The sequence below is a fragment of the Thermotoga sp. KOL6 genome (genome assembly GCF_002866025.1).
In the GTDB taxonomy this organism is placed as follows: domain Bacteria; phylum Thermotogota; class Thermotogae; order Thermotogales; family Thermotogaceae; genus Thermotoga.
On record NZ_LNDE01000003.1, the window covers coordinates 125680 to 149841 of the forward strand.

At 46.7% G+C, this 24162-nt stretch carries 16 protein-coding genes, 2 tRNA genes and 3 rRNA genes; 20 read left to right on the top strand and 1 reads right to left on the bottom strand.

From position 1 onward, the window contains the following. Nucleotides 1–8 precede the first annotated feature (8 nt). The 17 genes from leuS to AS005_RS07835 all read left to right on the top strand — a co-directional run bounded on the left by leuS (nt 9) and on the right by AS005_RS07835 (nt 20577). The gene (gene leuS / locus AS005_RS07755; protein WP_101511138.1) at nt 9–2483 is read left to right on the top strand and encodes a leucine--tRNA ligase; all 2475 of its coding nucleotides are present in this window, start codon (nt 9–11) and stop codon (nt 2481–2483) included. Between the two features lie 9 nt (nt 2484–2492). Next, a complete protein-coding gene (locus AS005_RS07760; RefSeq protein WP_101511139.1) occupies nt 2493–3119 on the top strand; it encodes a redox-sensing transcriptional repressor Rex in 627 nt (208 codons plus the stop codon). Beyond that, nucleotides 3120–3341: a DUF4911 domain-containing protein gene (locus AS005_RS07765; protein WP_101511140.1), complete on the top strand. Its 222-nt coding sequence runs from the start codon at nt 3120–3122 to the stop codon at nt 3339–3341. Then, nucleotides 3338–3805, top strand: a complete 468-nt coding sequence (locus AS005_RS07770) for a YqeG family HAD IIIA-type phosphatase (protein ID WP_101511141.1) — start codon at nt 3338–3340, stop codon at nt 3803–3805. Before AS005_RS07765 ends, AS005_RS07770 begins: the two co-directional genes overlap by 4 nt. Continuing rightward, on the top strand, nt 3792–5006 hold the full coding sequence (locus tag AS005_RS07775) for an adenosylhomocysteinase (protein WP_101511142.1): 1215 nt from the start codon (nt 3792–3794) through the stop codon (nt 5004–5006). Before AS005_RS07770 ends, AS005_RS07775 begins: the two co-directional genes overlap by 14 nt. Beyond that, nucleotides 5003–8308: a reverse gyrase gene (gene rgy / locus AS005_RS07780; protein ID WP_233186295.1), complete on the top strand. Its 3306-nt coding sequence runs from the start codon at nt 5003–5005 to the stop codon at nt 8306–8308. Before AS005_RS07775 ends, rgy begins: the two co-directional genes overlap by 4 nt. Before the next feature lie 3 nt (nt 8309–8311). Beyond that, complete coding sequence (locus AS005_RS07785) at nt 8312–10483, top strand: sodium-translocating pyrophosphatase (protein ID WP_101511144.1); 2172 nt, start codon at nt 8312–8314, stop codon at nt 10481–10483. Between the two features lie 60 nt (nt 10484–10543). Beyond that, complete coding sequence (locus AS005_RS07790; RefSeq protein ID WP_101511145.1) at nt 10544–10813, top strand: acyl carrier protein; 270 nt, start codon at nt 10544–10546, stop codon at nt 10811–10813. After that, nucleotides 10791–11672 (top strand): DUF89 domain-containing protein, encoded by an 882-nt coding sequence (locus tag AS005_RS07795; protein ID WP_101511146.1) that lies wholly within the window; start codon nt 10791–10793, stop codon nt 11670–11672. The genes AS005_RS07790 and AS005_RS07795 overlap by 23 nt, the downstream gene beginning before the upstream one ends. A 134-nt stretch (nt 11673–11806) precedes the next feature. Continuing rightward, on the top strand, nt 11807–12658 hold the full coding sequence (locus tag AS005_RS07800; protein WP_101511147.1) for a YitT family protein: 852 nt from the start codon (nt 11807–11809) through the stop codon (nt 12656–12658). Further along, nucleotides 12659–14869 (top strand): primosomal protein N', encoded by a 2211-nt coding sequence (gene priA, locus AS005_RS07805; RefSeq protein WP_101511148.1) that lies wholly within the window; start codon nt 12659–12661, stop codon nt 14867–14869. It abuts the gene before it with no gap. 229 nt (nt 14870–15098) lie between these two features. Beyond that, nucleotides 15099–16660 (top strand): 16S ribosomal RNA (locus tag AS005_RS07810). A gap of 43 nt (nt 16661–16703) precedes the next feature. Further along, nucleotides 16704–16780: transfer RNA gene (locus AS005_RS07815), tRNA-Ile, on the top strand. Nucleotides 16781–16785: 5 nt separating this feature from the next. Then, nucleotides 16786–16861, top strand: a tRNA-Ala gene (locus tag AS005_RS07820). A gap of 40 nt (nt 16862–16901) precedes the next feature. Next, nucleotides 16902–19922 (top strand): 23S ribosomal RNA (locus AS005_RS07825). Nucleotides 19923–19963: 41 nt separating this feature from the next. Continuing rightward, nucleotides 19964–20080 (top strand): 5S ribosomal RNA (gene rrf / locus AS005_RS07830). The 16S, 23S and 5S rRNA genes sit together here with 2 tRNA genes alongside, the layout of an rRNA operon. 218 nt (nt 20081–20298) lie before the next feature. Next, on the top strand, nt 20299–20577 hold the full coding sequence (locus AS005_RS07835) for a hypothetical protein (RefSeq protein WP_101511149.1): 279 nt from the start codon (nt 20299–20301) through the stop codon (nt 20575–20577). Nucleotides 20578–20604: 27 nt separating this feature from the next. Here the strand turns inward: AS005_RS07835 and AS005_RS07840 are convergent, their stop codons facing one another. After that, the gene (locus tag AS005_RS07840) at nt 20605–21177 is read right to left on the bottom strand and encodes a hypothetical protein (RefSeq protein WP_101511150.1); all 573 of its coding nucleotides are present in this window, start codon (nt 21175–21177) and stop codon (nt 20605–20607) included. Nucleotides 21178–21259: 82 nt separating this feature from the next. Here AS005_RS07840 and holA point away from each other — a divergent pair, with 82 nt between their 5' ends. The 3 genes from holA to AS005_RS07855 are packed head-to-tail and all read left to right on the top strand — an operon-like array spanning nt 21260 to nt 24162. Next, nucleotides 21260–22237 carry a DNA polymerase III subunit delta gene (gene holA, locus AS005_RS07845; protein WP_101511151.1) on the top strand — a complete coding sequence of 326 codons (978 nt, stop codon included), beginning with the start codon at nt 21260–21262 and terminating at the stop codon, nt 22235–22237. Next, nucleotides 22206–23399, top strand: a complete 1194-nt coding sequence (locus AS005_RS07850; protein WP_101511152.1) for a TIGR04013 family B12-binding domain/radical SAM domain-containing protein — start codon at nt 22206–22208, stop codon at nt 23397–23399. Before holA ends, AS005_RS07850 begins: the two co-directional genes overlap by 32 nt. Then, nucleotides 23380–24162, top strand: a complete 783-nt coding sequence (locus AS005_RS07855; protein WP_369819491.1) for a carbon-nitrogen hydrolase family protein — start codon at nt 23380–23382, stop codon at nt 24160–24162. Before AS005_RS07850 ends, AS005_RS07855 begins: the two co-directional genes overlap by 20 nt.

Below are 24162 nucleotides of genomic sequence, written 5' to 3' on the forward strand. Positions count from 1 at the left end.
GTGTAGATATGAAAGAGTATAGGCCACAAGAAATAGAGAAAAAATGGCAAAAAGTTTGGGAAGAGAAGAAGGTTTTCTACACACCGCAAAGATCTGAAAAACCCAAGTATTACGCCCTCGTGATGTTCCCCTATCCTTCGGGAACGCTACATGTGGGTCACGTGAAGAACTACGTTATCGGCGATATTGTCGCCAGATACAAGAGAATGAGAGGCTACAATGTTCTCCATCCTTTCGGTTACGATGCTTTCGGTCTTCCAGCGGAAAACGCTGCCATAGAAAAGGGTATCCATCCAGAAGAATGGACCAAAAGAAACATTTCTATCATACGAGAGCAGGTGAAAAAACTTGGTATAAGTTATGACTGGAGCAGAGAAATAGCTACTTGTGATGAGGAGTACTACAAATGGACCCAGTGGATTTTTCTTCAACTTTATAAGAACGGTCTTGCTTACAAAAAGAAAGCGGCCGTTAATTGGTGTCCCAGTTGTAAGACAGTTTTGGCGAACGAACAGGTCAAGGATGGAAAATGTGAAAGATGTGGAACGAACGTCACCATAAAGCATCTTGAACAGTGGTTTTTCAAAATCACTGACTACGCAGAAAGGCTATTAAGCGACTTGGACAAACTCACCGGATGGCCTGAGCATGTGAAAACGATGCAAAGAAACTGGATAGGAAAAAGCACTGGAGCCGAGATCGAGTTTCCAGTGGAAGGTACAGATACGAAGATTAAGATTTTTACAACAAGACCCGACACACTTTGGGGAGTTACTTTCATGGCCCTCGCACCTGAGTCTCCACTTGTGGAGGAGCTCGCTCCCGAGGATGAAAAAAAGGCGCTTCAGGAGTTCCTCGAACGTGTAAGGCAACAGGATAGATTCAAAAGGACCTCTGTGGAAGCGGAAAAAGAAGGCTTTTTCCTTGGAAGATACGCAGTCAATCCGGTGAACGGTGAAAAGGTTCCTATATACGTTGCGAATTACATTCTAATGGAGTACGGAACCGGTGCCATAATGGGAGTTCCCGCGCACGACCAGAGAGATTTCGATTTTGCTAGGAAATACGGGATACCCATAAAAGTCGTTATAAAGCCGGAGGATAAGGATCTCGATCCTAAAACGATGAAAGAAGCTTACGAAGGTGAAGGGATCATGGTAAATTCCGGTCCATTTACGGGAATACCGAGCAAAGAGGGTATTGAGAAAGTTATAAATTGGCTTGAAGAAAAGGGATTGGGCAAGCGATCGGTTCAGTATAAGCTTAGAGATTGGCTTATTTCAAGACAAAGGTATTGGGGGGCGCCTATTCCCATTGTTTACTGCAAGAATTGTGGAATCGTACCTGTTCCGGAAGAAGACCTTCCTGTGAGACTTCCGAAGGATGTAGAATTTCTTCCAACAGGACAATCTCCCCTTTCTTTCCACGAAGGTTTCAAGAAGACAAAGTGCCCGATCTGTGGCGGTGATGCTCAGAGAGAGACCGACACTATGGATACGTTCGTTGATTCGTCTTGGTATTTCCTCAGGTATGTGAATCCTCATTTAGAAGATAAGCCTTTCGAACCTGACGACGTGAATTATTGGCTCCCTGTGGATCAGTACATAGGAGGTGTGGAACACGCTGTTCTTCATCTTTTGTACTCCCGATTCATAACCAAAGTCCTTCACGATTTGGGATATTTGAAATTCGACGAGCCGTTCACTAATTTGTTCACGCAAGGAATGATTTACAAAGATGGTGCTAAGATGTCCAAATCGAAGGGGAATGTAGTCTCTCCAGACGAGATGATAGAAAAATACGGCACTGATACTTTGAGAATGTACATTCTGTTCATGGCGCCGCCGGAAAAAGATGCAGAATGGAGCGACGCCGGAATAGAGGGTGTCCACAGATTCGTGAAAAGACTTTGGAATACTTTCTATACGATCCTCCCGTATGTAAAAGAGGAAAAGATCGAAGGACTTTCACTGAACAGTGCGGTAGAGAAAGAACTCAGAAGAAAATTACACAGCATAATAAAGAAGATTACGGAAGATATTGAAGGTGGCTTTAAGTTCAACACAGCTATCAGCGGTCTCATGGAATTGGTAAATCACCTAAATCAGTACTTGAACAACGTCCCAGAGGAAAAATGGAATAGGAAGCTTCTGAGAGAAATTGCTGAAAAACTGACACTCGCGTTGTCTCCTTTTGCACCACACATAGCGGAAGAATTCTGGCACGATCTTGGAAAAGAAGGATTGGTAGTTCAGCAGGAATGGCCATCTTACGATCCAAAGGCTCTTGAAGTTGAAGAAGTCGAAATTGCCATTCAAATAAATGGAAAAGTGAGAGATAAAATGATGGTACCGGTCGATATAAATGAAGAAGAACTGAAGAAGATCGTTCTGGAGAGGGAAAAGATCAAAGAGTACGTTGGGGATAAGCCTATAAGGAAATTCATTTATGTCAAGGGAAGAATAGCGAATATAGTGGTATGAGGTGATAGAATGGCTGGAAAGATTCCAAAACCTGTATCAAAAAGATTGGTCAGTTATTACATGTGTTTGGAGAGACTCCTCGAGGAAGGGGAGGAAGTAGTTTCTTCGGAGGAGCTTGCACAGAGATTGGATCTCAAGGCTAGCCAGATCAGAAAAGATCTTTCTTACTTCGGAGAGTTCGGGAAACGTGGAGTTGGATACAATGTAGAACACCTGTACAACGCCATTGGAGAGATACTTGGAGTGAAGAAAGAATGGAAGCTCGTCGTCGTTGGAGCAGGAAACATAGGTCGAGCTGTGGCGAATTATGCCGTTATGAGGGAAAGGGGTTTCAAAATAGTGGGTATCTTCGATAAAGATCCATCAAAGGTTGGTAAAGAGATTGCTCCGGGATTGACGGTGATGGATGTAAAAAATTTGGAGGAATTCGTAAAAGAAAATGGTGTGGAAATAGGGGTGATCGCCGTTCCGGCTGATCGCGCGCAGGAGATTGCAGAGAGATTGGAAGAAAGTGGTGTGAAAGGAATTTTGAATTTCGCTCCTGTGAAAATCAAAGTCTCCATTCCGATCGAAAATATTGACATAACTGCGGCTCTGAGGGTCCTCACTTTTGAGATTGTAAGGAGGAACAAATGAATGGAATACGACGTTTATGTCAAGGTTTCCAAAGAAGATGTTCATCTTCTGAATTATCTCTTGGAAGTCGAAGAACACATGTTCAACATCAGAAAATACGAAGATGGCGTTTTAAGAATCATCACACCTTTTCCGGAAGAAGCGATCAAGCTTCTTGAAGGTTGTAAGGAAATGGTGGATCTCGAAATAATCGATGTGAGGGAGAACCCTGGAGAAGCATGAAAAAGGTCGAAAGAGTTAACAGAGTGGAAGACGTAAACTTTGAAGCGCTCATAAAAGAAGGATACGAATATTTTTTGTTCGATTTTGACAACACACTTGCTCCTTGGAGAGAAGAAAACGTAGATGAAAGTAAGAGAAAAATTCTGGAGAATCTTTCAAAGAAGGCACACGTGGTGATCGTGTCGAATGGAACACCGAGAAGGGTAGAGCTTCCTGCTACTTTCATCTGGCGAGCTGGTAAACCTTTCAGTTTCAAATTGTGGAAGTTTTTGAGGAGGAAGAAGGTTAACCCGAAACGATGTGTAATGATAGGGGATCAGATATTCACGGATGTTCTTATGGGGAAGCTTTTTGGATTTCGAGTGATAAAGGTGAAACCTTTGAGCTCGAAAGAGTTCTTCGGTACGAAAATTTTGCGGTTCTTCGAAAGGATAGTGGAGGGTCAAAAAGATGAGAACGGGTGAAATGAAAATAAACTGGGTTTCGAGATATATGCCTCTTCTGAATGAAATCTCAAGAGAGTACTCGAAAGAAAAACCACTGTCTGGTTTGACTGTGGGTATGAGTATACATCTCGAAGCGAAAACGGCATATTTAGCCATAACGCTTTCTAAGCTGGGAGCGAAGGTAGTTGTGACTGGAAGTAATCCACTTTCTACTCAAGACGACGTGGCAGAAGCCCTCGCAGAAAAGGGAATAATCGTTTATGCGAAGAGAACACATGATGAGAATGTTTATCGTGCAAATCTCGTGAAAGTGTTGGATGAAAAACCGGATTTCATAATAGACGATGGTGGAGACCTTACCGTCATATCTCATCTTGAAAGGACTGATGTTCTCGAAAATCTAAAGGGTGTGTCTGAGGAAACAACAACTGGTGTGAAACGATTGAGGGCACTTGAAAAATCTGGAAAACTAAGGGTGCCAATTATCGCGGTGAATGACTCTAAAATGAAATTCCTTTTTGACAATAGGTACGGAACAGGACAATCTACTTGGGACTCTATCATGAGGAACACCAATCTTCTCGTTGCGGGGAAGAGGGTTGTAGTTGCGGGTTATGGGTGGTGTGGCAGAGGAATTGCCCTTCGGGCTTCCGGACTCGGTGCGAAAGTTATTGTGACAGAAGTGGATCCCGTTAGGGCAGTAGAAGCGATTATGGATGGTTTCGAAGTTATGCCGATGAGAGAAGCTGTGAAGAATGCGGATTTTGTTATCACGGCTACAGGGAATACGGATGTGTTGAACGAAGAAGATATACTCTCTCTTCGAGATGGTGTGATTCTTGCCAATGCAGGGCATTTCAACGTTGAAATACCGGTGAAAGTGTTGGAAAAAATTGCTGTTGAGAAATTTGAAGCTCGTCCGAACGTAACAGGTTACGTTTTGAAGAACGGCAAGACAGTTTTTCTTTTAGCGGAGGGAAGGCTGGTGAATCTTGCGGCGGGAGATGGGCATCCAGTTGAGATCATGGATCTTTCTTTTGCGCTCCAGATAATGGCCGTGTTGTATCTTCTAAAGAATCATGAAAAATTGGAGCCCAAAGTCTACACATTGCCACCTGAAATAGATGAAAAAGTTGCCAAAATGAAGCTGGCAGCTATGAAGGTGGAAATAGATAAGTTAACGGAACATCAAAGGAGGTATCTGGAAAGTTGGCAGTGAATTCAAAATACCATCATTCTTGTATAAATTGTAATGGCGTGAATACCGACGAGAGAAACGAAAGGGGACTTCCATGTGAAATTTGTCTACCTGGGGAGTCCCCTTCTGACATTTATAATGAACTTCTCACCAGAGGAACCCTCAAGGACTATCGTTTCTATCACGACTTTTGGAACAGATATGAAGAGTTTCGAAATTTCTTCAAGAAATCCTTCGGGAAGGATCTTACAGGTTATCAAAGATTGTGGGCTAAAAGGATTGTTCTGGGGAAGAGTTTTACTATGGTTGCTCCAACGGGTGTTGGAAAGACAACTTTTGGGATGATAGCTGCTCTGTGGCTTTCCAGAAAGAGAAAAAAATCGGTGTTGATTTTTCCCACTGTAACTTTGGTGAAGCAAGCGCTCGAGAGATTGAGAGAAATGGCTGATGAGAAAACGAAGATATTGGGTTTTTATTCTTCCATGAAAAAAGAGGAAAAAGAAAAATTCGAAAAAGGTTTTGAAAGCGGTGATTATCACATCCTTGTTGTTTCTACACAGTTCGTTTCTAAAAACAGAGAAAGACTTGCGAAGAGAAAGTTCGACTTTGTCTTTGTGGATGATGTGGATGCTGTGCTCAAGGCTTCTCGAAATATAGACACTCTTTTAATGATGGTTGGTATTCCTGAAGAGGAAATCAAAAAAGCTCTCTTTTTCATCAATCGAGGTCAAACTTACGAAAGACCCAAGAACTTGAGAACAGGTATCCTCGTTGTCTCCTCCGCTACAGCCAGGCCACGTGGAATCAGGCCCTTGCTTTTCAGGGATCTACTCAACTTCACTGTGGGGAGACTAGTGTCAGTTGCTCGAAACATCACTCACGTTCGCATCTCCACCAAATCCAAGAAACGACTGTTGGAACTTGTGAAAAACTTGAAAGATGGTATTCTCATCTTTTCCAAAACTGAGGAAGAAGGAGAAGGTTTAGTAGAGTATCTAAGGAGTAACGGTATAAAGGTTGGAGAGACATGGAGTAGATTTGAGGAAAATTTCGAAGATTTCAAAGAGGGGAAAATAAACGTCTTGGTTGGCCTTCAAGCCTATTATGGAAAGCTAACGAGGGGAGTCGATCTCCCTGAAAGGATAAAGTATGTAATCTTCTGGGGGATCCCTTCTATGAGATTTTCTTTGAAACTGGACAAAGTTCCCAAATTTATCCTTGTGAGGGTTCTTAGAGAAGCAGGTTTGATAAAAGCCCAGGGAAGAATCCTGGAGGATGCGAAGCTCCAGCAAATCGCACAAGAACATTTTTCACAGGAAGAATTTGTGAAAAAGGTGAAAGAGATATTCAAAGGGGCTACGATAGAGGATGAAGAACTCATAATTCCAGATGTGTACACTTACATTCAAGCATCTGGAAGATCCTCCAGAATACTCAACGGTGTACTCGTGAAGGGAATTGCTGTGATTTTCGAGGAAAACGAAGAGATCTTCGAGTCACTGAAAACCAGATTGTTGTTAGTAGCAGAAGAAGAGGTAGTTGAAGAGGACGAGATCGATTGGAAAGAACTCATCCGTGAGGTTGAGGAAAGTAGGAAAAAGGTGACCAAGGGAGTTGTAGATTCGGCGAAGTCGCTTCTCATCATCGTGGAATCGCCCACAAAAGCTGATACTATATCGAAATTCTTAGGAAAGGCCTCTTCACGTAAAGAAAGGAATATACTCGTACACGAAGCTGTGACGGGTGACGGTGTTGTTCTTTTCACAGCAACTAGGGGACACGTTTACGATCTGATAACCAAAGGTGGTATTCACGGTGTAGAAGAAAAAGATGGTATTTTTGTTCCCGTGTACAACTCCTTAAAAAGGTGTAGAGATTGTGGTTATCAATTTACAGAAGATTATAACGAGTGTCCTGTATGTTCTTCTAGAAATCTTGATGATAAGACAGAAACACTTAAAGCATTACGGGAAATATCGCTAGAAGTTGATGAGATTCTTGTTGCAACAGATCCTGATGTTGAAGGAGAAAAGATATCTTGGGACGTAACCCAGTACCTGATACCTGCCAACTGGTCTCTCAAACGAATCGAAATGCATGAAATAACAAGATATGGTTTCAAAAAGGCCCGAGAAAATGTTCGTTTCGTTGATTTTAATTTGGTAAAAGCGCAAATAGTGAGAAGAGTTCAAGACAGATGGATCGGTTTTGAGCTGAGTGGGAAACTTCAAAAGAAATTCGAGAAACCCAACTTGTCTGCTGGTAGAGTTCAATCCACCGTTCTAGGATGGATAGTGGAACGAGAAGAGGAATATAAAAAAAGTGAGAGAAACTTCACGCTTCTCACCTTAGAAAACGGTATACAACTCGAGATAGAAGGTGAAATAACCGGTGATAGTGTTAAAATAGTGAAACTTGAAGAGATGGAAGAGGAAATAAATCCTTTACCACCATACACAACGTCTACTGCTCTCACAGAAATATCTCAACGCCTGAGATTGGGTGTCCAAGAAGTTATGAATATTCTTCAGGATCTGTTCGAGAAGGGTTTCATCACTTATCACAGAACAGACTCTACAAGGGTTTCACTGGAAGGACAAAACATTGCGCGTCTCTATCTGAGAAAGATTGGTAGGGAAAACATTTTCACTGGAAGAGGCTGGTCTTCAGAAGGTGCGCACGAAGCTATCAGGCCGGTGAAGCCCATAGATAGAGGAGAGATCGAAGAATTAATTGAAGAAGGTTTGGTTACGGATCTCACAAAAAAGCATCTCGAAATTTACGATCTCATATTCAAGCGTTTCCTAGCAAGTCAATCTTCTTCTGTCAAGGTAAAAAAACAAGTTGTTACCCTAGAAATAGAAAATCACGTTTTGGAAAGAGAATTTTTGGTGAGCGTGATCAAAGATGGATGGAATCTCTTCATGCCCTTAACACTTTCGCCAAGATTTGAACACACAAACTACAAGGTAATTGAAAAAAAGTTTTACAAAAAACATGTGGTTCCTCTCTTCACACAAGCCTCTATAGTGGAGGAGATGAAGAAAAAGGGGATTGGAAGGCCTTCCACTTATGCGAAAATAGTAGAGGTACTTTTCAGAAGAGGTTACGTGTACGAAGATAAATATAGAAGAATCAGGCCAACCAAACTGGGTGTAATGGTTTATTCGTATCTTAAGGAGAAGTATGAAAAATATGTGACAGAAGATACAACACGCAGACTGGAAGAGATAATGGATAGAGTGGAGAAAGGATTGGAGGATTATCAGGCAACACTCAGATTTCTATACGAAGAAATAAAATCTCTCATGGAGGAGGGGTAACGTATGTGGTTGCTCTTTCTTGTTCCCCTTATTGCTCTAGGATTCGCTGCGGCGAATTTTTCTGCGGTTGTCAAAAAACCCGAAGGAACAGATCGAATGAAAGAGATTTCCTCCTACATTCGAAGTGGAGCAGATTCTTTCTTGGCCCACGAGACGAAGGCTATCTTCAAAGTAGCTATCGTTATAGCCATTCTTCTGATGATTTTCACAACTTGGCAAACGGGAGTTGCCTTTCTCATTGGAGCAGTTATGAGTGCATCCGCGGGTATAGTTGGTATGAAAATGGCCACGAGAGCCAACGTAAGAGTGGCAGAAGCTGCACGAACAACAAAAAAGATAGGTCCGGCCCTGAAGGTTGCGTATCAGGGTGGAAGCGTTATGGGACTCTCCGTGGGTGGTTTTGCTCTTCTGGGGCTGGTTTTGGTGTATCTGATCTTTGGAAAATGGATGGGTCAGTTGGATAATTTGAACATATACACCAACTGGCTTGGTATAAATTTCGTGCCTTTTGCGATGACCGTTTCCGGATATGCTCTTGGCTGTTCGATCATCGCGATGTTTGACAGGGTCGGTGGTGGTGTCTACACCAAGGCAGCAGACATGGCAGCAGATCTTGTTGGAAAAACAGAATTGAATCTCCCTGAAGACGATCCAAGAAATCCTGCAACCATAGCCGATAACGTTGGAGACAATGTTGGGGATGTTGCAGGACTCGGCGCAGACCTCTTGGAAAGCTTCGTTGGTGCGATAGTATCATCCATAATTTTGGCTTCTTACATGTTCCCGATCTACGTTCAAAAACTGGGAGAAAGATTCGTTCATCAAATACCAAAGGAAACCATTCAGTCTCTCATCAGTTATCCTATCTATTTCGCCCTGGTTGGTCTTGGTTGTTCCATGTTGGGAATACTTTATGTCATAGTCAAGAAGCCTTCCGACAACCCACAAAGGGAACTCAACATCAGTCTTTGGACCTCAGCCATTCTTACAGTTGTTCTAACTGCTTTCCTGACATACTTCTACTTAAAGGATGCCCAAGGTTTGGAAGTCGTTGGGTTCAGGTATGGACCTATTTCACCGTGGTTCTCGGCGATCATAGGTATATTCGCGGGTATTCTCGTAGGTTTTTGGGCTGAGTACTACACGAGCTATCACTACAAACCCACCCAATTCTTGAGTCGCTCTTCTATCGAAGGAACCGGAATGGTTATTTCCAATGGTCTTTCTCTTGGAATGAAGAGTGTTCTGCCGCCGACTTTAACCCTCGTTCTGGGAATTCTCTTTGCAGATTACTTCGCAGGACTGTATGGAGTTGCAATCTCTGCTCTTGGAATGCTTTCATTTGTGGCCACGTCCGTATCCGTTGATAGCTATGGTCCCATAGCAGACAATGCAGGTGGAATAAGCGAAATGTGTGAGTTAGAACCAGAAGTGAGGAAAATTACGGATCATTTGGATGCTGTAGGAAACACAACGGCAGCGATAGGGAAGGGATTCGCTATAGGATCAGCTATACTTGCAGCTCTTTCCCTCTTCGCGTCCTACATGTTCTCTCAAATTAGTCCTTCCGATATTGGAAAACCACCTTCAATAGTGCTTCTTTTGAACATGGTAGATGCTAGGGTGATTGCAGGAGCTTTGCTTGGTGCAGCAATCACTTATTATTTCAGCGGATACCTGATCTCTGCTGTCACCAAAGCCGCAATGAAAATGGTCGATGAGATCAGAAGGCAAGCTCGTGAGATCCCTGGCCTTCTTGAGGGCAAAGCAAAACCGGACTATAACAAGTGTATCGAGATAACCAGTGACAATGCGTTGAAACAGATGGGATATCCAGCTTTTATAGCCATTCTCACACCTCTCATAACAGGTTTCCTTCTGGGTCCGGAATTCGTCGGTGGAGTGTTAATTGGTACGGTCATCAGTGGTGCCATGCTTGCCATATTGACAGCGAATTCTGGAGGCGCTTGGGACAATGCCAAGAAGTTCCTTGAAGCGGGGCATTTGGAAGGATATGGAAAAGGTAGTGATCCTCACAAAGCGCTTGTCATTGGTGATACTGTAGGGGATCCTCTCAAGGACACAGTAGGTCCTTCACTCGATATTTTGATAAAAATAATGTCGGTAGTTTCGGTGATAGCAGTCTCTATATTCAAGCATATTCATCTTTTCTGACAACAAGGGGGCTCTTGCCCCCTTTAAACATGTGGTAGGATTTCTAAAGGGGGGATGTTTTTGGAGAGGGAGGAACTCTTAGCAAAATTCGTAGAAATTACTTCTGAAAAGATCGGAAAGGAAATCGAGGTAGTCGATGAAGAGTCTTCTTTTTCAGAGCTTGGCTTTGATTCCCTTGATGTGATAGATCTTGTGATGTTTTTCGAAGATGAATTCGCCATAAGGATAGAAGACGAAGATTTTGGGAAAATTCGAAAAGTCAGAGACTTGATAGATCTTGTGGCAAAGAAGCTGGAGGAGGTTGATGATGAGATATCTGAGAGCGGATGAAAGATGCTTGATCTGTAGTTTGAGACAGGCAGAGAATCTTTTGAAGAAAACGATCAATTCTCCCGAAAAGAGATGGGTGATTTTTCGAGAGATTTTTAGAATTATGAGTGAAATGAAATGGGGGTTGAAACCCCTTGAGGTGAATGGTGAGATTCATAGGTTCATAATGGAATATGTGAAAGTGGAAGATCCGTTCAAAGAGGAAAAAGAAAGATCCAACGAAATGGCATTGAAAGTTGTTGAGATGTTCAAAGCGGAGATTTTGAACTCCGCTGATCCTGTTTATTCTGCTGCAAAGCTGGCAGCCTCTGGAAATTTGATAGATCTTGGAATACCGGGTTGGAAAGTGGAAGACATATTTGAAAAGTTACACGAAGCTTATGAAAGACCTTTCGATAGAGAGGATTACGAGAAATTCAGAGAAGCTCTTGAAAACGCTTCAACTCTCTTTTATGTGGCGGATAATGCCGGAGAGATCGTTTTCGATAAATTCTTTATGGAGGTTTTGAAACAGCAAAATCCATCTTTGGAAATAATAGTCGCTGTTCGAGGAAGACCCATAATCAACGATGCCACCATCGAGGATGCGAAACAAATAGGATTGGACGAAGTTGCTTTGGTAATAGACTCTGGTGTAGAAGAACCCGGGGTGATTTTGGACAAAGCAACGAATGAGTTTAGAAAAGCGTTTTTTGAATCAGATTTGGTCGTTTCCAAAGGACAGGGGAATTTTGAAGGGCTGTACGAAGAAGAACGTTCCAACCTCTTCTTCCTCTTAACCGCCAAATGTGACTTTGTTGCAGAGATTTTGAAAGTACCGGTGAGTGGGAAAGTATTCGTCTCTTCCGAGTCTTTATGACTGCCATCATAGATCTATAAAAACAGGGAGCCTGTGGCTCCCTGTTTTTGTTCTTTCCCTTCTTTCTTGTTGTATTCAAGCTTTATTCTGCATAAAATAATATAGACAAGTCGTATCGAATGGGAGGTGAGGAGTTGCTGGAGAAGATCAAAGAGTACGTTTTAAGTACTATCGGTACAGTGATCACAGCGGTTGGTGTAGTTGTTTTTTTGGTTCCAAACAATATAGCAGCAGGTGGTGTGAGTGGTCTTTCCATGATTTTACATCATCTTCTCCCTTTACCAGTGGGTGTTTGGATGTACATTCTCAACGGTTTACTTTTCCTCATCGCCTTTCTCACTGTAGGGTTTGATTTCAGCGCTAAGACGATCTACTGTACGTTCGTTTTCAACTTCTTTGTAGATTTTTTTGATCGTCTCGTTCCCATACCGAAATACACCGGAGATGATCTCTTTTTGGCGGTATTCTTCGGTACCTTACTAACCGCTTTAGGACTCGCCGTCACTTTCTCGCAGAATTCTTCGACTGGAGGAACAGATATCATTGCAAGGATTTTGAACAAGTACTTCTGGATATCTATGGGGACAGGTTTACTGGTAGTAGACCTAACCATAGCAGCTTTGGCTGGCGTGGCTTTCAGTGCAAGAACGGGTATGTACGCCCTTCTCGGTGTGATTTTGAACGGTATAATGGTGGACTTCATGTTGAGAGGAATAGAGCAGTCCAGCGAAGTCATTATCATCTCTGAGAAATCGGATGAGATAAAAGATTTCGTTCTCTACAAGCTGCAGAGGGGAGCCACGTACGTTCCTGCGACGGGAGCTTACACGGGAAAGGAACGGAGGATACTCCTTGTAGTGGTAAGAAGAAGAGAATTGAACGAGTTGATCAGGTTCATAAAGAAGACCGATCCGAGGGCGTTCGTTATAATCAAGGAAGTAAGGCAAGCTTTAGGAGAGGGTTTCAAAGAATTGGGGGAATTGTGAGTGTACTACGATGCCGTTGTTTCAGGTTCAGAAAGAATCGTGTGTGTTTTTTCGGAAGAAATCCTTGAACCTGGTGAGAGGGTAAAAATCAGCTTGAGAGGAGAAAAAATAAAATGTTATGTCTTAAGGGAGTCTTCTCCAAAGGGAGAAGTTTTTCGTGTAAAAGAAAGAGATGGGAAGAGTTTCTTAAAAGAGGAACATGTAAAACTGGCAGAGTGGGTGTCTAGAAGGTTTGGCTCTCCTCTTGGTTCTGTGTTTGATCAATTTTTTCCTGGAGGTATTGATGACTACAAGACAGAAATGGTAGTTTCTCAAAGTCCTCTTCTGGATTTCCAAAAACTCCCAATGTCGGAGTTTCTGAAGACTCGCGGTGAAGAGGTTCTAAAGGAAATGTTGAAAAAAGGACTGGTGAGAATAGAGAAAGACTTTTACTTGAGAGAGCCTAAACCTCGTCAAAAGAGAAGAGTCTACTTGAAAAGACCTCTCTCTGGGATAATGCGTGAACCTTTGACGTTCAAACAGAAATTGGTAGTAGAATATCTTCAATTCAACGATGGTGTTCTTTTGAGAGAGCTTTTGGAAGATTTAGGAATATCTAGGAGTGTAATCGATTCTTTAATCGAGAAAGGTATCGTGGAAGTGATTATTCAGGATGTTTCGCCAAAAAGAGTGATTTCATTGCGTAAAAAATTCGAAGGACGAATCTCTAGGATAAATCTTTTTTTTGGACCTACTGGGAGCGGAAAGACAGAAGCGCTCTTCGATCTCGTTGGTGAACATTCTAAAAAAGGAGTTGTCTTGTTCCTTGTACCAGAGGTTCCCATTCTCACTCACACACTTTCTCGTCTCAAAGGAATTTTCCCGGATCTGAACATTGGAATATTCCATAGTTATCTATCGAAGGCGAGAAAGAATTTGGAATGGTACAAGGCATTTGAAGGAAAGGTAGACGTTTTGTTGGGGACCAGAAGTGCGGTTTTTGTTCCTGTAAACAAATTGTCCTTGATAATTGTGGATGAAGAACACGATGAAAGTTTCTATCAGTACACGAGCCCCTCATACGATGCAGTTGCGGTGGCAAGAAAGATCTCTGAGTTGTTCGATGTACCTTTGGTTTTGTCATCAGCCACACCCAGTTTAGGTTCCTATAAAGATGCAAAAGAGGGAAAAATTAAGCTTTTCACGTTTTCTAGAAATTGCAAAAGTATGTCAGTGGAAGTCATCGATATGAGGAAGGAGGAGAAAATAGGGAGTTTTGCTCTAAAAACCCTAAACAGAATAGAGGAAACCCTAGAAAACGGTCGTAGAGTTCTTGTGTACGTGAGGAGGAAAGGATACTGGGGAAGGATACAATGTGAATCTTGTGGCTACGTTCTCAAATGCAGGGATTGTGATGTGTCTCTCGTATATCACAAAGAAAAAAACGCTTTGAAATGTCACCAGTGTGGTAGAGAGTACGAAGTCTTAGAAACGTGTCCTGTTTGTGGTGGGAGACTTTACGGCAGAATAGGGGGTACGGAGAAGGTCGAAAAAGAATTACAGAAATTCTTTCCAGACAAAAAGGTGAAACGAGTGGATCGTGAGGTTGTAGAGGATATCATGGAAATGGAGGATTACATAGACGACTTGACTGCTGGTGAGATAGATATCCTTGTTGGAACGAAGATGATAACCAAGAGTTTCAACGTTCCAGAAGTGGGTCTTGTGTGTGTTCTTGATGTGGATTCTCTGGTTTTTCTACCGGATTTTTCAGCTTCTTTGAGGACATTTCAGTTGATTGTTCAGGCGTTAGGAAGAGCTTCCAGAAACGAGGAAGGCAGAGCTATTCTTCAAACTTACAATCCCGATGAGAGCGTGATCATGAGAGCCGTGGATGAAGACATAGAAGGTTTTTATGAAGAAGAATTGGAAAGAAGGAGGTTGCTTGGATATCCACCATACAAACACTTGATTCACATCGCCTTGAAAACGAAAGATCCCAGCTTAGGAAAAAGACTTCTTTTGACTTTGAAAGAACGTTTGAGGAACGGAGAGGTTTTAGGACCCTCTGAACACTGGATATTCAAACTGAAGGGGCTCTACAGATATCATCTTTTGATAAAAACGGATACACCGGAGGAAAGCGTTTCAGAAGTGTCGAAATTATCCAGAGTGTTGGGCTTGGACACAGTTGTTTGGGTGGATCCCCCATCGCTAGAGATACCAGATTAACTTGTTCGTAACTATTGCTTATCTTTTTCTTAATTGAACGAGCGTTGAAGGAATGCTATTATTTATCTCGGCGACGTTGAGATGAAGGGTCTTCAAAAAGGCAAAAAAAGAATAAAACCGCTAAGGAGAAGTTACGTACCCCGGAGCCGAAGAAAACTTCATGGTTTTTGTCCTCGGGTCATTGAAATATGGATAGCAGCCCCAAATTTGTTGAGCCTGGATCGAATCTTATATGGAGGGTTTGATCCTGGCTCAGGGTGAACGCTGGCGGCGTGCCTAACACATGCAAGTCGAGCGGAGGAAACTCCCCTTTGGGGAGGAGTACTCAGCGGCGGACGGGTGAGTAACACGTGGGTAACCTATCCTCCGGAGGGGGATAACCAGGGGAAACCCTGGCTAATACCCCATACGCTCCGTCCACGTAAGTGGGCGGAGGAAAGGAGCGTTTGCTCCGCCGGAGGAGGGGCCCGCGGCCCATCAGGTAGTTGGTGGGGTAACGGCCCACCAAGCCTACGACGGGTAGCCGGCCTGAGAGGGTGGTCGGCCACAGGGGCACTGAGACACGGGCCCCACTCCTACGGGAGGCAGCAGTGGGGAATCTTGGACAATGGGGGAAACCCTGATCCAGCGACGCCGCGTGCGGGACGAAGCCCTTCGGGGTGTAAACCGCTGTGGCGGGGGACGAATAAGGCAGGGAGGAAATGCCCTGCCGATGACGGTACCCCGCTAGAAAGCCCCGGCTAACTACGTGCCAGCAGCCGCGGTAATACGTAGGGGGCGAGCGTTACCCGGATTTACTGGGCGTAAAGGGGGCGTAGGCGGCCTGGTGTGTCGGATGTGAAATCCCACGGCTCAACCGTGGGGCTGCATCCGAAACTACCAGGCTTGGGGGCGGTAGAGGGAGACGGAACTGCCGGTGTAGGGGTGAAATCCGTAGATATCGGCAGGAACGCCGGTGGGGAAGCCGGTCTCCTGGGCCGACCCCGACGCTGAGGCCCGAAAGCCAGGGGAGCAAACCGGATTAGATACCCGGGTAGTCCTGGCTGTAAACGATGCCCACTAGGTGTGGGGGGGTCACTCCCTCCGTGCTGAAGCTAACGCGTTAAGTGGGCCGCCTGGGGAGTACGCCCGCAAGGGTGAAACTCAAAGGAATTGACGGGGGCCCGCACAAGCGGTGGAGCGTGTGGTTTAATTGGATGCTAAGCCAAGAACCTTACCAGGGCTTGACATGCCGGTGGTACCTCCCCGAAAGGGGTAGGGACCCAGTCCTTCGGGACTGGGAGCCGGCACAGGTGGTGCACGGCCGTCGTCAGCTCGTGCCGTGAGGTGTTGGGTTAAGTCCCGCAACGAGCGCAACCCCTGCCCCTAGTTGCCAGCGGTTCGGCCGGGCACTCTAGGGGGACTGCCGGCGACGAGCCGGAGGAAGGAGGGGATGACGTCAGGTACTCGTGCCCCTTATGCCCTGGGCGACACACGCGCTACAATGGGCGGTACAATGGGTTGCGACCCCGCGAGGGGGAGCCAATCCCCAAAGCCGCCCTCAGTTCGGATCGCAGGCTGCAACCCGCCTGCGTGAAGCCGGAATCGCTAGTAATCGCGGATCAGCCATGCCGCGGTGAATACGTTCCCGGGCCTTGTACACACCGCCCGTCACGCCACCCGAGTCGGGGGCTCCCGAAGACACCTGCCCCAACCCGAAAGGGAGGGGGGGTGTCGAGGGAGAACCTGGCGAGGGGGGCGAAGTCGTAACAAGGTAGCCGTACCGGAAGGTGCGGCTGGATCACCTCCTTTCTAGGAGATTTCCGGGGCTGCTATCCATATTCCAATGGCTCGGGGGCTCGTAGCTCAGTCGGTCAGAGCGCACGCCTGATAAGCGTGAGGTCGGTGGTTCGAGTCCACCCGAGCCCACCATTGGTGGGGACGTAGCTCAGCTGGGAGAGCGCCTGCTTTGCAAGCAGGAGGCCAGGGGTTCGAATCCCCTCGTCTCCACCAAGGTGAAGGGTCATTGAAAACTGCATAGGGGAAAGTAGGAGGTCAAGGTACTAAGGGCACGCGGTGGATGCCTTGGCGGCGGGAGGCGATGAAGGGCGTGGCAAGCTGCGATAAGCCCGGGGGAGCCGCAAGCAGGCGTTGATCCCGGGATTCCCGAATGGGGAAACCTGGGTGGCCGATAAGGTCACTCGCCGCCGAAAGGCGGTGCGACACCGGGGGAAGTGAAACATCTCAGTACCCCGAGGAAAAGAAATCAAACGAGATTCCCCTAGTAGCGGCGAGCGAACGGGGAGGAGCCCAAACCAGCGTGGTGTCAAAGCCCGTGGGCGTTGCCACGCTGGGGTTGCGGGACACGGCCGGGCGAGGCCACGGACTCGCCGGGGAGTTACAAATCCCTCCTCTAGCCGAACCACCTGGGAAGGTGGGCCGGAGAGGGTGACAGCCCCGTAGGCGAAAGGGGAGGGACTCCCTGGGCCGTGATCCCGAGTACCGCGGGACACGTGGAATCCCGTGGGAAGCTGGGGGGACCACCCTCCAAGGCTAAATACTACCCGCCGTCCGATAGCGCACCAGTACCGTGAGGGAAAGGTGAAAAGCACCCCGGAAGGGGAGTGAAAGAGGACCTGAAACCGCGTGCCTACAAGAAGTCGGAGCCCCCATTTGGGGGTGACGGCGTGCCTTTTGATTAATGAGCCCGCGAGTTGCCGTCGGTGGCGAGGTTAAGCCGAGAGAGGCGGAGCCGTAGCGAAAGCGAGTCCGAATAGGGCGCTCAGTCACCGGCGGCAGACCCGAAGCCGGGTGAGCTACCCCTGGGCAGGGTGAAGGTGGGTTAAAACCCACTGGAGGCCCGAACCGGTGGACAGTGAAAAGTCCTCGGATGACCTGGGGGTAGGAGTGAAAAGCTAACCGAACCCGGTGATAGCTGGTTCTCCCCGAAATGCATTGAGGTGCAGCCTCGGGTGGTCTGTGCAGGGGGTAGAGCACTGATGGGGCTAGGGGGTTTTCCTCCGAACCCCGTCAAACTCCGAATCCCTGCACACAAAGCCCGGGAGTGAGCCCGCGGGGGATAAGCTCCGCGGACGAGAGGGGAACAACCCAGACCGCCGGCTAAGGGCCCGAAGAGGTGGCTAAGTGGGAAAGGATGTGGAGCGCCTAAGACAGCTGGGATGTTGGCTTAGAAGCAGCCATCATTTAAAGAGTGCGTAACAGCTCACCAGCCGAGGCGCTCTGCACCGAAAATGTAACGGGGCTTAAGCCACCCCCCGAAGCCGCGGGTCAGTACCTCCACTGGAGGTACTGGCGGTAGGGGAGCGTTCCGCTGTAGGGTGAAGGCGGACCCGCGAGGGCCGCTGGACGAGGCGGAAGTGAGAATGCGGGCATGAGTAACGAGAGGAGGGTGAGAATCCCTCCCCCCGTAAGCCCAAGGGTACCTGGGGAAGGGTCGTCCGCCCAGGGTTAGCCGGGACCCTAAGGTGAACCCGAAAGGGGTAGCCGAAGGGAAGCCGGTTAATATTCCGGCGCCACCTGCGGTCGATGGCACGAGGGGTGACGCAGGAGGGTAAGTGCCGGGGGCAAGTGGCATGCCCCTCCAAGCGGTTAGGGCGATGACGGGCGTAGGTAAATCCGCGCCCCGAGCCTGAGCCGTGATGGGGAGGTCCCTTCGGGGACCAACGGCGCTGACCCCACACTGCCGAGAAAAACCTCGCGTGCCGCTTGAGACCGTAGGTGCCCGTTCCGCAAACCGACACAGGTGGGCGGGCTGAGAAGGCTCAGGGGAGCGGGTGAACCCTCGCCAAGGAACTCGGCAAATTGGCCCCGTAACTTCGGGAGAAGGGGTGCCGCGTTAGGGTGAACCCAGGGGAAGGGGCAACCCGGAAACTGGGGGAGCCCGAGGCGGTCGCAGTGACAAGGCCCTGGCGACTGTTTACCAAAAACACAGGTCTCTGCTAACTCGAAAAGAGGAAGTATAGGGACTGACGCCTGCCCAGTGCCGGAAGGTTAAGGGGAGGGGTGAGGCTCCCCTTGTGGGAGCGTAGCTCCGACCCGAAGCCCCGGTAAACGGCGGCCGTAACTATAACGGTCCTAAGGTAGCGAAATTCCTTGTCGGGTAAGTTCCGACCTGCATGAATGGCGTAACGACTGGGGCACTGTCTCGGCGGGGGGCCCGGTGAAATTTCAGTCTGGGTGAAGATGCCCAGTACCCGCGGCTAGACGGAAAGACCCCGTGGAGCTTTACTGCAGCCTGGTATTGGGCTCTGGTGCATCGTGTATAGAATAGGTGGGAGGCTGTGAAGCCGCCTCGCCAGGGGCGGTGGAGCCGCCAGTGGAATACCACCCTCGGTGCACTGGAGTCCTAACCTGACCCTGTGAAAAGCAGGGTGGGGACAGTGCCAGGTGGGCAGTTTGACTGGGGCGGTCACCTCCTAAAAGGTAACGGAGGTGCGCAAAGGTCGGCTCAGGTGGGTTGGAAATCCACCGTAGAGTGCAAGGGCATAAGCCGGCCTGACTGCGAGGCCGACAGGCCGAGCAGGGGGGAAACCCGGCCCTAGTGACCCGGCGGTCCCGTGTGGAAGGGCCGTCGATCAACGGATAAAAGTTACCCCGGGGATAACAGGCTGGTCCCGCCCGAGAGTTCACATCGACGGCGGGGTTCGGCACCTCGATGTCGGCTCATCCCATCCTGGGGCTGAAGCAGGTCCCAAGGGTTGGGCTGTTCGCCCATTAAAGGGGTACGTGAGCTGGGTTCAGACCGTCGTGAGACAGGTCGGTCCCTATCTGCCGCGGGCGTAGGAGGCTTGAGGGGGGTCCTCCCTTGTACGAGAGGACCGGGAGGAGGGGGCCTCTGGTGTACCGGCTGTCGCGCCAGCGGCATACGCCGGGTAGCTATGCCCCTAAGCGATAACCGCTGAAAGCATCTAAGCGGGAAGCGCGCCCCAAGATTAGGCCTCCCATCCCGTTAAGGGAGTAAGGCCGGTCCGAGAAGAGGACCTTGATAGGCCGGGGGTGTAAGCGCCGCAAGGCGTTGAGCCCACCGGTACTAATCGGCCGAGGCCTTGACCTCCGAAATCCCCTATGCAGTTTCCAATGGCCCTTCAAGTATCCCCGGGTGCTGATACTGGGGCGGGAAACACCCGGTTCCATTCCGAACCCGGCCGTTAAGCCGCCCTGGGCCGATGGTAGTATGGGGGCAGCCCCATGCGAGAGTAGGTAGCGCCCGGGGTTTGTAGAGTAGCGGGAGCTTTTTAGCTCCCGCTTTTTGTTTTTGTGTTTTTGTACTTGAACTTAAAGTTTTTTTAATCTTCTGTGGTACTTTTTAGAATTTCGAGCATTACTTACGAAGTACTTCCTTTTTGTATAGGTGGAGCTTTTCGACTGATTTTTCCTATTTTTAACCAGAGAAGGGATATATGATAAAATTTTAACAAGGGGGTGATCTTGTGGCAGAAAAGCTTCCAATCAAAACGGTGATGGCCATCCTTGTGGAAAACAGAAAGGAGACCGCCGAGAAGGTTCAAAAGATACTCACCGCTTGGGGTTGCTTGATCAAAACAAGGTTGGGACTTCATGACGGGGTTTTAGATAACTGTTCAGAAGCGGGCTTGATTGTTTTAGAACTCGTTGGAAGCCCTGAGCAACACAGGGAATTGTGTGACAAGTTGAACAAGCTTCCAGGTGTGAAAGCAGATTACATGGAGCTTTCGTTCGACGAGAAATGAAGCCCCTCGTAAAGAGGGGCTTTTCTTTTACCAGGCAGTCCAGGTAATCCAGAGTCTCACGTTGTTGACTGTTATTGTAACAGTTGCACCATTGGTTGATTCAATACTTTCATAACCGAGTATCACCCAAAGTGTTACGTCTTCTCCATTGTTTATCCTGTTAAGGGCTGTCTTCAAAGCAGGTGAGTCGTCCGAGGAAAGGGAAATGTCGTAGTCAGGCTTAATGCTGGTATCAATATTTAAAGAAAAGTCGCCTGTAGTTGGTGTAGAAGTTGGTTCTGTAGTTGAAAACCCTATAAAGCCGTTCACTTTGAGATCCCCTTCTACTTCGATTCTTCCTGTTACTTCAATTTTGTGGAATTGAACGGTACCAGGAACACCAGCTTCTCTTTGGGCGTTTTCAATATCCTGATGTCTTATCGTGAAACTCGTCCAAGTTGCTTCTGACGTCGTCGATGTTGCACCTTCAGGTACTTCCATTACCATTGGTTCTAATCCAGGGTTTCCTAGATCGATCGGGATAGGTATTGGGATACACCCAGAAACTAACAATAAGAGGCCTGCTGTAATCAGAGCTGACCAAAAAACCACTTTTTTCATAGGCATCACCTCCTTGTTTTCATGATATCACTTTTGAAGTATATTTTCAAACATGTTAAAATTTTCAGTGAGAGGTGATTGAATGCCGGTGAGTTTTCTTACAGGAGCAGCGGAGACAAAAAAAGAGGAACTCATAAAGAAGGCCCTAAGCAAGGAAAAAGATGTTGAGTATATAAGAATTCATCCTGACGATCCTGATAAATTGAATTTTATAAAGTCTGTGATCAACACGAAAACGATATTCTCTGGAAAAACTGTGATCGACATCGTTGATTTTGATTCTTGGAAGGCTCAGGATCAGAAGCGTTTCCTGGAGCTCGTAAAAAACGTGCCACCGGACGTTTATATATTCGTTCGATCCCAGAAGACAAAAGAAAAAGGTGTAACTTTGGATCTTCCAAAACCTTGGGAAACGGATAAGTGGCTCGAATGGATAGAAAGGCGTTTCAGAGAAAATGGCCTGAAAATCACCAAAGATGCTCTGCAGTTGTTTTTCTCCAAAGTGGGTACCAACGATCTTCTTGTGGAAAGGGAAATAGAGAAGTTAAAGGCCTATTCTGACACGGGTGAAGTAACAGCGGAAGATGTGGAAGAAGTTGTTTTCACTTATCAAACGCCAGGTTACGACGAGTTCTGTTTTGCTGTTTCTGAGGGAAAAAGAAAACTTGCTCACGCACTTCTGTCACAATTGTGGAAAACGACTGAACCCGTGGTGATTGCCGCAGCCCTTGTGAATCACTTTCTTGATCTTTTCAAATTGGTTGTTTTGGTGACGAGAAAAAGATACTACACCTGGCCGGACATCTCGAAAATATCTAAAGAACTCAACATCCCTGTGCCGAGGGTTGCACGTTTTCTGGGCTTTTCGTTCAAGACGTGGAAGTTCAAGGTGATAAACCACCTTCTTTACTACGATATCGATAAATTGAAAGAGATTCTCAGGAAACTCTATGATCTAGACAGAACAGTCAAGAGCGAAGAGGATCCAAAGCCGTTTTTCCACGAGTTTATAGAAGAGGTGGCACTCGATGTACATTCTGTTCAGAGAATTGAAGAATAATTGGTACAGTCTTGCTGCTCTCCTTTCTGCGGTATACAGCAGAAATCTCGATATCATGGCGAAGACAGTGAAGTTGGACGAAATAGAGAGATTTCCAGCTGATGAAACTGTTGTTGCGTACTCCTTCATGAGCTTCGATCTAGATCTTGTGGAAAAAGAGGTAAAAATTCTCAAAAAGAGGGGCTACACGGTCATAGCTGGTGGGCCACATGCGACAGCTGATCCCGAAGGTTGTTTGAGGCTGGGGTTTGATCATGTTTTCGTGGGAGACGGTGAAGAGAACATCATAAGGTTCATAATGGGGGAACGTCTGAGAATCTTCGATGGCCTATCGAAGAGGATCAATTTGAATCATTATCCACCCTTTCTTCCCTCGAAAAGGATTTACATGCCCATAGAGATCTCCAGGGGGTGTCCCTTCTCATGTGCGTACTGCCAAACACCGAACATAGCGGGAAGAGTTGTAAGGCATCGTGATGTAGATGTGATTCTTCACTATGCAAATCTCGGGGTGAAACATGGTAGAAAGCTCGCTCGCTTCATAGCATCGAACTCTTTTGGGTACGGCTCTAAGAACGGAGTAACTCCTAATGTAGAAAAGATAGAAGAGCTTCTCTTTGGTCTCAGAAGAGTCGGTATAGAGGAAATATACTTTGGAACCTTTCCTTCAGAAGTGCGTCCCGAGTCTGTGACCGACGAGGTTTTGAGTGTGATTAAGAAGTACGTCAACAATCGTTCGGTCGTAATAGGAGCTCAGAGTGGTAGCGACCGAGTCCTCAAGATCATAAAGAGGGGACATACCGTGGAGCAAGTCGAAGAAGCCATAGAGAAGATAGCGGCGCATGGTTTCACACCTCATGTGGATTTCATATTCGGTTTTCCGTTTGAAACGAGAGAAGATATCGAAGAAACCTTCAATTTCATCGTGAAGATAGTGAACAAGTACGGCGCCAAGATACATGCGCATACTTTCATGCCTCTCCCCGGAACGGAACTCTTCAATGTAGGGCCTGGGAAACTCACAAAGGACCATTACAAATTTCTCGGAAGACTTGCTTCGAAAGGCATACTAGATGGTTATTGGATGAAACAAGAAACACTTGCAAGGAAGGTGTACGAAATTGCGAATAGCAGCCGTGCAAATGCTTCCGAGAATCGGTGAATACCAGTGGAATCTAGAGAGAATAGGGCATTTTGTGGAAGAAGCCATCGACAACGGGGTTTCGTTGATCGTCTTTCCAGAACTCACAATCAGTGGTTACACTTGGGACGAGGGAGTAATGAAAAAGGGATCGGTGTTTTTCAAAGAGGTCGCAAAGAAAAAACTTTTGAAGTTGTCCAGAGAAGGACAAATCGTGATCGTTGTGGGAACTCCGAGGACAGTGCTTGGAAAGTTAAGAAATTCTTTGGTGATTTTCAAAAAGAAAAAAGAATTGCTCTTCTATGATAAAACACATCTCTTCCGTGGAGAAAAAGATATATTCGAGCCAGGAGAGTACTACTTGGCGTTCTCCTACAAAAACGTCGTCTTTGGTACGTTGATCTGCTACGAGATAGGTTTTCCAGAAATTTCACGTATTCTAGCTTTCAAGGGAAGTAAGATTATTCTTGCTTCCTTCGCGTTCGGTAAGATGAGGGAGCACACTTACGATGTCGCGACCAGAGCTCGAGCCGTAGAAAACGGTGTGTTCCTTGTTGCTTCCTCCATGTGTGGTGAGGGTTTTACAGAATTTGTTGGCAGAACAAGGATAGTAGGACCAAACGGTAAGATCATGAAAGAAATTCCGAATGAAGAAGGGCTGATATTTGAGGACATCGATCCTGACATCGTTTATCATTACAGATACAACGAAGAAGGAGATTCCCATGCTTATTTCAGAAATTACAAAAAGCACATCTATTCGTTGGAGAAGAGGAGGTTATAG

Bases quoted from the DNA above. Each gene is read 5' to 3' on its own strand.
- AS005_RS07760 (WP_101511139.1), top strand. From the start codon at position 2,493: ATGGCTGGAAAGATTCCAAAACCTGTATCAAAAAGATTGGTCAGTTAT.
- leuS (WP_101511138.1), top strand. From the start codon at position 9: ATGAAAGAGTATAGGCCACAAGAAATAGAGAAAAAATGGCAAAAAGTT.
- AS005_RS07775 (WP_101511142.1), top strand. From the start codon at position 3,792: ATGAGAACGGGTGAAATGAAAATAAACTGGGTTTCGAGATATATGCCT.
- AS005_RS07785 (WP_101511144.1), top strand. From the start codon at position 8,312: ATGTGGTTGCTCTTTCTTGTTCCCCTTATTGCTCTAGGATTCGCTGCG.
- holA (WP_101511151.1), top strand. From the start codon at position 21,260: ATGCCGGTGAGTTTTCTTACAGGAGCAGCGGAGACAAAAAAAGAGGAA.
- AS005_RS07855 (WP_369819491.1), top strand. From the start codon at position 23,380: ATGCTTCCGAGAATCGGTGAATACCAGTGGAATCTAGAGAGAATAGGG.
- AS005_RS07840 (WP_101511150.1), bottom strand. From the start codon at position 21,177: ATGAAAAAAGTGGTTTTTTGGTCAGCTCTGATTACAGCAGGCCTCTTA.
- AS005_RS07765 (WP_101511140.1), top strand. From the start codon at position 3,120: ATGGAATACGACGTTTATGTCAAGGTTTCCAAAGAAGATGTTCATCTT.
- AS005_RS07795 (WP_101511146.1), top strand. From the start codon at position 10,791: ATGAGATATCTGAGAGCGGATGAAAGATGCTTGATCTGTAGTTTGAGA.
- AS005_RS07850 (WP_101511152.1), top strand. From the start codon at position 22,206: ATGTACATTCTGTTCAGAGAATTGAAGAATAATTGGTACAGTCTTGCT.
- AS005_RS07770 (WP_101511141.1), top strand. From the start codon at position 3,338: ATGAAAAAGGTCGAAAGAGTTAACAGAGTGGAAGACGTAAACTTTGAA.